7 protein-coding genes are annotated in these 13,169 nt (G+C 58.5%); 5 read left to right on the top strand and 2 right to left on the bottom strand.

All coding sequences use genetic code 11. From position 1 onward, the window contains the following. Positions 1–54 precede the first annotated feature (54 nt). From ACR3E2_RS09000 to ACR3E2_RS08985, 4 genes are all read left to right on the top strand, one after another. On the top strand, positions 55–1,758 hold the full coding sequence (locus ACR3E2_RS09000; RefSeq protein ID WP_480484003.1) for an NAD(P)H-dependent oxidoreductase subunit E: 1,704 nt from the start codon (positions 55–57) through the stop codon (positions 1,756–1,758). Between the two features lie 13 nt (positions 1,759–1,771). Further along, positions 1,772–4,555 carry a formate dehydrogenase subunit alpha gene (fdhF, locus tag ACR3E2_RS08995; protein ID WP_480484002.1) on the top strand — a complete coding sequence of 928 codons (2,784 nt, stop codon included), beginning with the start codon at positions 1,772–1,774 and terminating at the stop codon, positions 4,553–4,555. A gap of 111 nt (positions 4,556–4,666) precedes the next feature. After that, positions 4,667–5,455, top strand: coding sequence for a cyclase family protein (locus ACR3E2_RS08990; protein ID WP_480484001.1), 789 nt, complete (start codon positions 4,667–4,669; stop codon positions 5,453–5,455). 10 nt (positions 5,456–5,465) lie between these two features. Continuing rightward, positions 5,466–5,987, top strand: coding sequence for a thioesterase family protein (locus ACR3E2_RS08985; RefSeq protein WP_480484000.1), 522 nt, complete (start codon positions 5,466–5,468; stop codon positions 5,985–5,987). Between the two features lie 22 nt (positions 5,988–6,009). On the opposite strand, the gene ACR3E2_RS08980 is transcribed toward ACR3E2_RS08985, so the two are convergent. After that, on the bottom strand, positions 6,010–10,056 hold the full coding sequence (locus tag ACR3E2_RS08980) for a translocation/assembly module TamB domain-containing protein (protein ID WP_480483999.1): 4,047 nt from the start codon (positions 10,054–10,056) through the stop codon (positions 6,010–6,012). Between the two features lie 38 nt (positions 10,057–10,094). Then, the gene (locus ACR3E2_RS08975) at positions 10,095–11,900 is read right to left on the bottom strand and encodes an autotransporter assembly complex protein TamA (RefSeq protein ID WP_480483998.1); all 1,806 of its coding nucleotides are present in this window, start codon (positions 11,898–11,900) and stop codon (positions 10,095–10,097) included. A gap of 329 nt (positions 11,901–12,229) precedes the next feature. Here ACR3E2_RS08975 and ACR3E2_RS08970 point away from each other — a divergent pair, with 329 nt between their 5' ends. Beyond that, entirely contained in the window at positions 12,230–13,165 is a 936-nt protein-coding gene (locus ACR3E2_RS08970) for a LysR family transcriptional regulator (protein ID WP_209598213.1), read from the top strand. Positions 13,166–13,169 lie beyond the last annotated feature (4 nt).

Below are 13,169 nucleotides of genomic sequence, written 5' to 3'. Positions count from 1 at the left end.
CGATTTGACGATATGTTTGCCTGATGAGAGACGGAACCTCAATCGGAGGGCATCATGGCACCATTAGATACCAAGCCATCAGGCACACCCAAGGGCGTCTGGAAGTCAGGTAAAGGCAAGGGGCGGCACACACCCAAAGGCCGTCAGTTCACGGATGAGGCGCAGGCTGAAATCACACGCCTGCTGGGCGATCGTCCGCGCCGCCGCGATCTGTTGATCGAATTCCTGCATTTGATTCAGGACGAACACGGCCATATCAGCGCCGACCATATCGCGGCATTGGCCGTCGAGATGCGGATCGGTCAGGCCGAGATCTACGAGACCGCGACTTTCTATGCCCATTTCGATGTGGTGAAAGAAGGCGAGGCGCCTCCTCCCGCTTTGACCATCCGGGTTTGTGATTCCCTCTCCTGCGAAATGGCCGGTGCCCAGCAGTTGCAGCAGGCGCTGCAAGACGGTTTGGACCCTGTCGAAGTTCGCGTTGTTCGCGCACCCTGCATGGGGCGTTGCGATACCGCCCCGGTATTGGAGATTGGCCACAATCACATTGATCATGCGACCCCCGAAAAGGTGCAGTCGGCGATTGCAGCAGGGGACACCCATGCGCATCTGCCCGACTATGAGACCTTCACGGCCTATGAGGCAAACGGCGGCTACGCCAAGCTGAAAGATCTGCGCAACGGCGGTAACTGGGAAGAAGTACAGGAAACTGTTCTGGCCTCGGGCCTGCGTGGTCTGGGCGGCGCAGGCTTCCCGTCGGGCAAGAAATGGGGCTTTGTTCGCATGAACGAAGGTCCGCGCTATCTGGCCGTAAACGGCGACGAGGGTGAGCCCGGCACATTCAAAGACCGCTATTACCTGGAGCGCACGCCGCATGTCTTCTTGGAAGGTATGCTGATCGCGGCATGGGCGGTCGAGGCCGAGACCTGCTTCATCTACATGCGCGACGAATACCCGGCAGTGCTGGAAATTCTGCGCCGTGAGATTGCGGCATTGGAAAATGCCGGTATCGTCGCAAAGGGTTACATCGACCTGCGCCGGGGGGCCGGTGCCTATATCTGCGGTGAAGAATCCGCGATGATCGAATCGATCGAGGGCAAGAAGGGCCTGCCGCGCCACCGTCCTCCGTTTGTGGCGCAGGTTGGGGTCTTTAACCGTCCGACCTTGGTGCACAATGTCGAGACGCTGTATTGGGTCTCAAAAATCTGCCGCGAAGGGCCGCAGGTTCTGAACTCTGTTGAAAAGAACGGTCGCAAGGGCCTGCGCAGTTATTCAGTCTCGGGGCGTGTGGCGAAGCCGGGCGTTTACCTGCTGCCCGCAGGTTCGACCATTCTTGATGTGATTGATGCCGCCGGCGGCATGGCTGATGGCCATGTGTTCAAGGCGTATCAACCGGGCGGGCCGTCGTCTGGTCTTCTCCCCTCGAGCATTGACGACGTCCCGCTCGACTTCGACACGCTTCAACCGCTTGGCACTTTCATCGGGTCTGCCGCCGTTGTGGTTCTGTCCGATCAGGACACCGCCCGCGATGCCGCGCTTAACATGCTGCGGTTCTTCGAGGATGAAAGCTGTGGCCAGTGCACCCCCTGCCGGGCAGGCTGCGAAAAGGCGGTCAAGCTGATGCAGGCCGACAAGTGGGACACCGATCTGTTGGAAGATTTGTGCCAGGTCATGAGCGATGCCTCGATCTGCGGTCTGGGGCAGGCGGCCCCGAATCCGATCCGCCTGGTCATGAAACATTTCGCTGACGAAATCTGAGGGAGACAGAGCCATGCTTGACGCAAGCCCAACCAAGACCGTCACCTTCAACCTGAACGGCGATGACGTCACCGTGCCCGCGGGCACCACGATCTGGGAAGCGGCTAATGGCCGGGGCCTGGTGATCCCGCATCTGTGCCACAAGCCTGCACCGGGATACCGCCCCGATGGCAACTGCCGCGCCTGCATGGTCGAGGTGGAGGGCGAGCGCACGCTGGTCGCCTCGTGCATCCGCCCGGCGGCCGATGGGATGGTGGTCAAGACCGACACCGACCGCGCCGAAAAATCGCGCGCCATGGTCATGGAACTACTGGTGGCCGATCAGCCCGAGCAGCCGCATGACGTATCCAGCCATTTCTGGGATATGGCCAAGCTGAACGATGTCAGCGACAGCCGTTTTCCTGCGAAAGAGGCCGAGAAAATCCCGCTTCTGGATGACAGCCATGTGGCGATGCGTGTCAATCTGGATGCGTGTATCAACTGCAACCTTTGTGTTCGGGCCTGCCGCGAAGTGCAGGTGAATGACGTGATTGGCATGGCTGGTCGCGGTCATACCGCGCAGGTGGTGTTCGACCAGAATGATCCGATGGGTACCTCCTCCTGTGTTGCTTGCGGTGAATGTGTTCAGGCCTGCCCCACCGGTGCGCTGATGCCTGCCACCGTGCTGGACGATCAGCAGCAGGGGGACAGCAAGGATTACGATAGCGAAACCGAAAGCGTCTGCCCGTTCTGCGGTGTGGGCTGCAAAGTGTCGCTGAAGGTCAAGGACGGCAAGGTGAAGTATGTCGAGGGCATCAACGGCCCCGCAAACGAAGGTCGTTTGTGCGTCAAAGGTCGCTTTGGCTTTGACTACATCCACCACCCGCACCGCCTGACCAAACCTTTGATCCGGCACGAGGATGCGCCCGCCAAGGGGCTGAACGTTGATCCGGGCGATCTGTCGACTCATTTCCGCGAGGCGACCTGGGAAGAGGCGATGGACTTGGCCGCGACCAAGCTGATGACCCTGCGCGCCGAAGACCCACGTTCGGTTGCGGGCTTCGGTTCGGCCAAGTGCACCAACGAAGAGGCGTATCTGTTCCAGAAGTTCATCCGTCAGGGCTTCAAGCACAACAACGTCGATCACTGCACCCGTCTGTGCCACGCTTCATCCGTTGCGGCGCTGATCGAGAATGTGGGTTCGGGCGCGGTGACGGCAACCTTTAACGAGATCGAAAACGCCGATGTGGCGATCATCATCGGTTCGAACCCGATCGAGAACCACCCTGTCGCGGCGACCTATTTCAAGCAGTTCGCCAAGCGTGGCGGCAAACTGATCGTGATGGACCCCCGCGGCGTTGGCATGCGTAAGTTCGCGGATGAAATGCTGCAGTTCCGTCCGGGGGCCGATGTCTCGATGCTCAACGCGATCATGAACGTGATTGTTGAGGAAGAGTTGTATGACAGCCAGTACATCCACCGCTGGACTGAGAACTGGGAGGCCGAGAAAGAACACCTGCGCGCCTTCACGCCCGAAGCGATGGCACCGATCTGTGGTATTGAACCGGATCAGCTGCGCCGTGTCGCGCGTACCTTTGCGCAGGCTAAAGCTGGCCTGATCTTCTGGGGCATGGGCGTCAGCCAGCACATCCACGGCACCGACAACTCGCGCTGCCTGATTTCGCTGGCTCTGATGACGGGCAATGTCGGTAAACCCGGCGCTGGGCTGCACCCACTGCGGGGGCAAAACAACGTGCAGGGCGCATCGGATGCGGGCCTGATCCCGATGTTCCTGCCGGACTATCAGTCGGTGACTGACGACGGCGTTCGCGCCAGATTCAATGATGTCTGGCATTCGGATGACTTCTCGAACGAGAAGGGTCTGACGGTGACAGAAATCATCGATCAGGCCTATGCGGGCAATATCAAGGGCATGTATATTCAGGGTGAAAACCCGGCCATGTCCGACCCGGATGTGAACCACGCCCGCGCGGCGCTGGCCAAGCTGGATCTGATGATCGTGCAGGACATCTTCCTGACCGAGACGGCGAACTATGCCGATATCATCCTGCCTGCCTCGGCGCTCTATGAAAAGAACGGTACGGTGTCGAACACCAACCGTCAGGTACAGCGTGTACGGCCTGCCGTTACCCCCCCGGGAGAAGCGCGCGAAGATTGGAAGATCACGGTCGAGCTGGCACAGCGCATCGGGCTGAACTGGGATTACACCGATGTCTCTCAGGTCTTTGCCGAGATGAAACTGACCATGGCATCGCTTGACAACATCACGTGGGAGCGTCTGGAGACCGAGACGATTACCTACCCGTCGCTCAGCGAAACCGACCCGGGTCAGGCCATCGTGTTCGGGGATGGTTTCCCCCGCTCGGGCGGTAAGGCGAAGTTCACCCCCGCCAGCGTCATTCCGCCGGATGAGGCCCCGGACGAGGAATACCCGATGATCGCCACCACTGGCCGTCAGCTGGAACATTGGCACACTGGCTCAATGACCCGCCGGTCCAACGTTCTTGACGCGGTGGAGCCCGAGGCAAACTGTTCGATGAATCCACGTACGCTCAAGCTGATGGGCATCGAGCCGGGCGACATGATCCGCCTGACCACACGCCGTGGTTCGATTGAGATCATGGTCCGCGCGGACCGGGCGATTGCCGAGGATATGGTGTTCATCCCGTTTGCCTATGTTGAGGCGGCGGCGAACATCCTGACAAACTCAGCCATCGACCCTTATGGCAAAATCCCCGAGTTCAAATTCTCGGCCATTCGCGTCGAGAAGATCGAAGGCGCAGTTGCGGCTGAGTAAACCCAATACATATCAAGCAAAGAAGGCGGCCAGACGGGTCGCCTTTTTCTTTTCTTGACAGGCGCTTGCGCTCAACCAACCCTGTCCGGGAATATGGTGGAGGAGTTGCTAATGGCCCGTCGTTTCGTCGATCTGTCCGTTCCGTTGGAAACCGGGATCGTGTCTGACCCGCCAATCATGTTGCCGCAAATCGAATATCTGACCCATGATCAGACGGCAGAACAGGTCATATCTTTCTTTCCGGGTCTGGAACGGCAAGACCTGCCGAACGGTGAAGGGTGGGCCATCGAACGGTTGCAGATCGCGACCCACAACGGCACGCATCTGGATGCGCCGTATCACCATCATTCCACGATGAACAAAGGTGAACGGGCGATAACCATCGACGAAGTGCCGTTGGAATGGTGCATGAACCCTGGCGTCAAGCTGGACTTTCGACACTTCGAGGACGGGTATGTCGTTACCGCGGCAGATGTCGAAGCCGAATTGAAGCGCATCGGCCACGAGCTTTGCCCGCTGGATATCGTCGTGGTCAACACTGCGGCAGGGACACGTTATGGCGCGCCGGACTATCTGGTCAAAGGATGTGGAATGGGGCGCGAGGCGACGCTTTATCTGACGGAACGTGGCGTGCGTGTCACCGGCACCGACGCCTGGAGCTGGGATGCACCGTTTCCGCTCACCGCTCAGGAATACGCAGAGACCCGAGATCCATCAATTATCTGGGAAGGCCACCGCGCGTCGATGGATATCGGGTATTGCCACTTGGAAAAGCTGACCAATCTGGAAGACCTGCCGCCCACCGGGTTCGAGATTTCCTGTTTCCCCTTCAAGATAAAAGGGGCCTCTGCGGGATTTGTCCGGGCCGTGGCTATATTTGACGATGAAGGCGCACAGTAAAGGGGGCCAAATGCAGCTGACTTCGACACCTCCTGGCGGGCATGATGGCCCGTATGCCGCGCCTGTGGAAATTCGCGGCTTTGAAGTACGGCCCGAATGGATCGACTATAACGGCCATGTGAATGTCGGGTTTTACGGTGTCGCCTTTGACATGGCGTTGGAAAAGCTGATGGTTGACCATCTCGGGTTGGGCGAGGTGCAGGTCAAGGCGTTGGGGCAGGGGCCTTACATCCTGCAGTCTCATCTGCATTTCGTGCAAGAGGTCAAAGATGGTTCGTCATTTTATTTCAGGTTCCGTATGCTGGATGCTGACAGCAAGAGAGGACATTACTTCGCCCAGATGCTTTTGGCAGAAACTGACGAGATTTGTGCGACGCAAGAGGCGCTTTTCATGAATGTCAGCCATAGTACCGGGCGATCCGCGCCCTATCCGAATTGGGCAGCGGCGCGTCTTGCGCAAATGGTGGAGGATCACAAGTCTCTGGAACCGGCTTCGCAGATCGGCCAACCGATAGGAATTCGCCGGAAATAGTTTGCTGGGGTCGGACGCGATCCTAATAGTCCTTTGAAAAGAACACTCCGATGCCCGTTTCGCCACGACCGTCAACCGTGCCCTTGACCGAGAAATTGTCGGTTACATCAAGGTTCAGGTTCACCTCGGTATTGCCTTCGGTATTGACGGTAAAGTCGGTGTAGAGGTTTTCACCCAGATAGGCCCCGGCACCCAGTCGGCCCGCGCCACCCTCTGACGCACCAACATCAATCGTATCAACACCGGTAGAGTCGCGTAATCCCTTGGTCGCATCCCCGCCAGCACCGCTGAGCTGCGCCAGCGATGCGGCCATCTGCGCAATCAGGAACGGTGAGATTTCCGAGAACCTGTTCCCAAAGAGCAGCATCGCCAGCGCCTCTTCAGCCGGACGCTCGGGATCGGAAAACACGTTAACCTCGGGTGAATCCAGTGGCCCTGCGATTTCGATGGTCGCGGTGCCGTCCGAGGTGCTGGCAGAGGATTCAAACTCGATATAAGGCGTCAAGTCACCTTGTAGGGTCACGATGCCTTTGGTCAGGGCCAGCCTGCGGCCCAGAATATCGAAATTACCGCGGATCAATTCAATCTGACCTGACGGGACCACCGAGGTCGTCGTACCACCAATGGAGATCCGGCCGCCCAATTCGGCATTTACACCGCGCCCCCGTACGAACACAGCTTTGGGTGCCAGCAAGTTGACGTCCAGTGCTATTCTGGACGTGCGTTGCCCCTTGTCTTCGGTGGCTACCAGACCTGCACGCTCACGCGTGATGAAACTGGCTCCGCTTTCGTTGACATGCTGTATCTCAGGGATCGGTGCGGCACCTACAGCCCCCGAAGCCGCAGCGAGGTTGATATTGGTCTCACCAAAGGTGATCTGCCCGGCCAGCGAACTGTTCCCGGCTAAGGCGCCGGTCATGGCAATCTGGCCATTCAAAGTCGTCTCATACAAAAGCCGATCGGTCAGGACGAGGTTGTCGATTGTTGTCGTGATCTGCGCGTTGAACGGGGGCGTCAGATCGACAGGTCCATTTACGGTAAAGCCACCACCGGCCCGCACACCGCCGTTCAGTTTGATGGTTGCACGGCTTTGCGCCAGATCCACCTGTCCGTTGATCCCGGTGATGGTCTGACCCGCGCCGGGAAGTGCTAGGGATGTTCCCGAGGTGGTAATCGACCCGCTTAGGGACGCCAGATCAGCCGGGCCTTTGAGGGCCAGATCAAAACGTGCGGACCCTTCAATCTTGTTAGGCGTGATGAAGACGTTTGCTATCCCCAGGTTTACGCCACCCTTCGCTGAAATATCTGCATTGCTGCTGGTTTCATCAAAGGTGCCTGCAACCGTGCTGACGATGTCTGCGGGACCTTGCGCCTTGGCGTCGATGGTCCAAACGCCACTGTCCCGCTTTGCATTGCCCGCAGCGGTAAGGGTGCCGGGAAACTCTGGCACAAACCTTTCGATGCGGTTGAACTTGGCATCAAAGTCCAGATCGGCGGATCCATTTGTGTCCACCGTACCGGCCACTTTGGCATAGGAACTCTCTGGCCCCAGCAGATGAGCTGACCCTTCCAGCCCGGATTGTGTCGGAGCGACGTTGCCGTCCAGCTTCAGAGGCCCGGAGAGTGTTTTCGACAGCCGCCCCAAATCATCCAGCGCAGCGGTAAAGGTCAGTCCGCCAGCATCGCGGTCCAGTTTGCCGGATGCATCCGCAGAAAGGGCGGTGCCGATCAGCTGGAATGTGCGAATATTCAGACCGGCCTCGTCATTCACCGCATCCACCGTCAGGTTCGTTCGCCCCTGGATCAGGTTGTCAACCGCATTGATGCCGGATTTGATGTCATCAGCAGCCAGGTTGCCTTTTACGTCAAAGGCCTTGCTGCCAACCGTACCTTTGCCTGCGACATCCGTGATAATCGAACCTGCAAGATCTCGCCCGGCAAGAGTTGAAAAGGGTGACAGGTCCGGGATGTTCAGACTGACCTGCCCGTCCACAGCCAATGCATCCGTCGGATCGTCAATTGTTGCTGCGGCGCTTGCCACAAGGGCTGAACCTTTGATCACCGCGTCACGGATTTCAATCTGCTTCTGGCTCAGCGCGCCGTCGAGCGTGATCTCGGTCCGGCCGACCAGCAGCGGGTCAATCTCGGGTAGGCCCGTTTTGACATCCCGGCTCATCATGCTGGCTGTGCCATCGAATTCGAGCGTCTGAACAGTGCCTTTGCCGTCCAGTTTCGCCTGTACCGCACCGCCAAGCTCACGTTTGGCGAGGCCCGAGAACACGGAAAGGTCCTGCGCGTTGACTGTTGCTTGCCCATCAATCGTCACGTTGCCGTCAGGGGTGGTAACCGCGCCATCCGCCTGCGCGCGCAGAGCGTCGCCGATCAGCGTAAAATCCCGGATCGTTACGCCATCCGCTCCGCGTTTGGCGTCCAGCGTGATTGTTGTGTTGCCCCTTATCACCGGGTCAATGTCGTCGCGCCCTGTGGAAAGATCGCGCCCTTCGACCTCAAGCTTGCCATCGAAACTGCCTTCAAGCGGCGAACCCTGGCCGGTGAGCCGGGCAGAGGCCTGACCGCCCAGTTCCAGCTGCGCCAGACCCGAAAACCGCGACAGATCGGTCGCCTGCAACGTCGCAGCACCATTGACGGCCAAACCACTGGACAAGCCGCTGATCTCGGCATCAACGCCCAGTTCATAGTCCGAGCCGACCATCTCGACCCCTGACAGGTTCAGGGTCTGATCCCTGCCATATTGGAACATACCGTCCAGCGTAATGCGGTCGCCAACGGCGGTGTTCAGGGCATCGTCAGTCAGGTCGATACCGTCCAAAGCAGCCTGCAAATCACCGTCGATCCGCAAAACGTCACCCTGTTCCAAGGTCCCTTGCGCCGTAATCTGCGCGCGTTGCAGGTTCAGGGTGTCGGATCTTACGGCGTTAGCGGTCAGACTTAGATCCCAGAGATTGCCGTTTTTCTCATCAAACAACGCAGAGACCTGCGCAGCTTCGATCGATGTGTCGCCACCTGATAACGGAAGGACGACGCTTTGCCCCTCTGGTGGCGTAATGCGTCCTTGCAGGGCCGCCAGTTGCAGCCGACCGCCCGGCGCCAGTTGCAACGCCCCTTTCAGGTTCAGTGCCTGAGAACTGAGTTCCAGATCACTGATATCCAACGCGCCTTCAGGCAGGGTCCGTCCTTCCACGATCAACTGCGTTTTGGGGCCGAAGAACGTATCCATATTCTCAGCGACAAAGGGCGTTAGGTCACCGCCCAGATCTGCGGTAAAGGCGATGCCCTCCTCCGCGCTAGCCGCGGCTGTTGGGGCCGAACGCAACCGAACCTGTCCGGTCACTCGTGGCTGCCCATCACTGCTCAGGCCAATATCGGCCGTAAAATCCGTCACCGGCCCGGACCCTTTCGCGGACAATCCGATCGGAGGGCTGTCCGGCATTTTTAGCGCGGTCGAGATCAGACCCCCCGCAGCTTCGGTGACCTGAAGGTCAAGATCGATCTGGCTGTCAGTGTTCCTAAAACCCGCAGCCAAAGAGATTTCATCACCGGCCCGATCCAGTCGGGTGATGTCCAGTTTGGTGTCCAGCGTGCCGTCGGCCAGCGACAGGTTGCCATTGACGGCCAGTTCCGCCGCAACGCCGATCAAAGGTTTGCCCAATGCCAGCTCGCCAAAACGGATTTCGCCGATTTCGATGGCCACAGGCAGTTCAGGCAGTTGAAAAGCCTGGGTCTCGGCAGAAGGGGACGGCGTGTCCTTGGTCGTGGTGCCCGGCGCACGGGCCACGTCGATTTCCTGTGCGGTCAGCGCGTTGACCGAAAACCGCCCGCGGATCAGCGCCAACCGGTTCCAATCCAGTTCCGCTCCCCGAATGGTCAGCCAGACCCCTTCATCATCGGCCACCGTGATCTCGGCAATGGTGGCGCGTGAACTCAGCGCGCCTTGCAGGCCTTTGACGGTGACATTCTGATCGTCGCCCGACAGCGTGTCCTGTAGGAACCGCTCGATCATGCTGCCGCCTTCGTCCTCCTGCGCGGGGCCGGCCACTGGCACAAGCATCAGCGTGCCAATCAGCAGAGGGTATGAAAGGTGCCGTCTCAAAACGCTTGCCCGATCCCGATATAGAATTGCAAACCGTCTCCGGTGGGGCCGCTTACCGGGAAGGCCAGGTCAAACCGCAGGGGTCCGAAGCCGCCCAAATCATATCTTACGCCGATACCGGCACCTGCATGATCTTCCGCGCCACTTCCAATAAAGGAAGAGGTATCGACGACACCGTAGTCGTAAAACCCAACCAGCGACAGAGAATCTGTCACCTTGCCCCGGATCTCGCCGGAAAGTCCAAGAAAGGACTTGCCGCCTGCGACACCGGTCCCGACAGGGATGCCAAGGCTTTCATAGGGTTGCCCGCGCACGGTTCCCGCACCACCGGAAAAAAACAGAAAGTCGGGTGTGACACCATCTGCTGGTGGACCAATGATTGATCCAATTTGCGCCCGCCCCGCCAGCACTATCCTTCCACCCGTGCCAAGGCTGGTATAGGCCCGACCGTCGAAGAACATGCGAATGCCAGTGTCTGTGCCAGAAAAACCGACAAACGGCATTATCTGAGAATCCAGATAGAAACCGCGTGTGGCACTAACTTTGCTGTCTCGCTCATCCCATTCCGAGCGGAAGGGCAGGATAAAGTATCTGAACTTGCGGCCACTTCCATAGGCGTCGTCAGCATCTGACCACTGTAACCCAGCCGAGGCTTCGGCATAGAGCGTGTCCGAGAATGTGCGGCGCGCACCATATGCCACAGACGCAACCGAGACATTGTAGTTTTCGGTGTTGCGGCGCTCCAGCAACGCGTTCCAGAAAGTATTGTCGTCCGGACCCAGACGATCGGGCTGATCCAGGCGCAATCCGATCCGCCCATCAAGATCTTCGGAACCACCGATATTTCGTATCGCGGCCTCGAACCGCAGGCGTTCCGCGCGTTTGAACATGTTTCGATGTGTCCAGGTCGCGGTCACGTCGAGGCCGTCGCGCGAGGCCAGCTCGAGCCCAAAGGTCAGCTGACGCTTTGGCAAGTCTTCGAATGTGGCGTCGAAATCCAGTGTGCCGTCGGGGTTTGCTGTCTCATGTTCCTGCAATGACACGACGTTGAACGTGCCGGTGCGGCGTAAACGTGTTCCAACCTTCTGGATTTTTTCTGGTGAGTAAACTTCTCCGCTTGGGAAACCGGCGATTTTTTCGATGGACCGGTGGCGCACATCCGTGTCGCCCTTGATGAACATTCTGCCAAACGTCAACCTGCGCCCCGGGTCCAGATCAATCTGCGCATCCAGACGGGCCTGCGCGTGGCGGGCGATGATGGTCTGATCCTCAATTTTCGCTTTCGCATGGCCCGCATTCCGCCACCCCTGCACACCGTCCGAGCCTGCTTTTTGAATGGCTCCGGTCGTTGCCAACTTGCCGGGGGCGAAACCTTCGGGCAGAACGGTGCCAGACGCCAGGGGCTGAACAATGGCCGTGCCGAATTTGAAGCTTGGTCCGGTTTCAACGGTAATTGCGGCCCTGTTGATCTGTGTTGGCACAGTCAAAGAGCTCAACTCAGCGGCTTCCTGCCCGTCAAGCTTGATGCTGACAACCGGGCTGAAATACCCTTCATCATACAAGATCTGTACAAGCGTGCGGTAATCCGACAAGGCGGCAGACAGGATCTCAAGTGGCGTATCCAAGCCCCGCTCTTTCGCTGTTGTAACCGATGATGTCTTTTTCAGGCGTTCAACCAGTTCCTTCGAAGCGCCCGGCGCCGTCAGAGAGGTTTCCAGCGCCATCAGAGCAGTCGGGGTCAGTGAAATGACAATGGCACTCAGCCAGAACTTCAAACGGCCTTGCGGCGTGCGCCCTTGCATGAATTGCCCCAATTGTCCCAGTTCCAAATCTCAGCTACCGTGTCACGGACGGTCTTATAGTGTCAGGTTAGAACATCTGAATGCTATTGGGAAAAGGGATAAACGCGGGATCGGGTAATTTTGGTCAAATTGTCCCGGTTTGTGCCGACACATCGTATTGCGCATCTAGATTGGCAGACTGGAATTGCCGCGTTGCAGGCGATAGTCAACCGTATGCAACAAATGTCCGGGCTGGCCTTTGGTCTTGGCCAGTGCAATTCACTAGGCAAACGGGCGGTTCTTCGGTATTCCCAGTATATTGCCAACGGGTATCAAAAAAAACCGAAAAAATGTCCTATCTCGACAACATCCGAACCTTTGTCAGGGTTTACGATCTGGGCAGCATGTCTGCGGCCGGGCGGGATCTTAGGATTTCGCCAGCGGTGACATCGGCGCGAATATCGCAGCTTGAGGACCATCTGGGTGTACGTCTGTTCCAGCGCACCACACGCAACCTGTCCCCGACAGAGCAGGGAAAGGCATTCTATCCCGGTGCGGTGGCGGTTCTGGATGCGGTGGACGAGGCCGAGGCTCAGGTCACACATCTGACCGAGGCACCGCGCGGGTCGTTGTTCGTGGCGTCTCCACTGGGGGTGGGGAGGCGATTGCTGGCTCCACATGTGCCCGAGTTTCTTGCGGAATACCCCGAGATTGATGTCCGGTTGCGCCTGACGGATCGCTCGGTTGATCTGACGACGGAAGGTCTGGATCTGGCGTTTTTCATTGGCCAGCCCGAGGACAGCACGTTGCGTATTCGCAAGATTGCCGACTGCCAGCGTGTACTGTGCACTGCGCCAGACTATGTGGCGCGGCGCGGTATGCCTAAGACCGGGGCTGACCTGATTGCCGACAAGCATGAATGCCTGAATCTGCGCTTTCCGGGTGCGACCGAGTTTCAGTGGATGCTGGTCACACCCGATGGCCCGAAACGATTTGCCGTGTCCGGGCGGTTCGAATGTGATGATGGGGATGTTCTGACGGATTGGGCGTTGTCCGGTCAAGGCATTGCAATGAAGCCGGTTTTCGAGGTGGCCGAGCATCTGAAATCCGGCCGCCTCGTGCCGGTTGCAACGGAAACTCCGCCTGTTTCAGTTCAGATGGCCTGCCTATACACGCATCGGCGCCATCAGGATCCAAAGGCACGCCTGTTCATGGATTTCATGATTGAACGGATCAGTAAGGTGGTTCGCGTTACAGAATACCCTGTCGCGGGGCCTAAACCATAGTTGC

Source organism: Ruegeria sp. AL7 (assembly GCF_056536105.1).
Note: the sequence above shows the minus strand (reverse complement) of the source record. Positions and strands in the feature narration are given on the sequence as shown.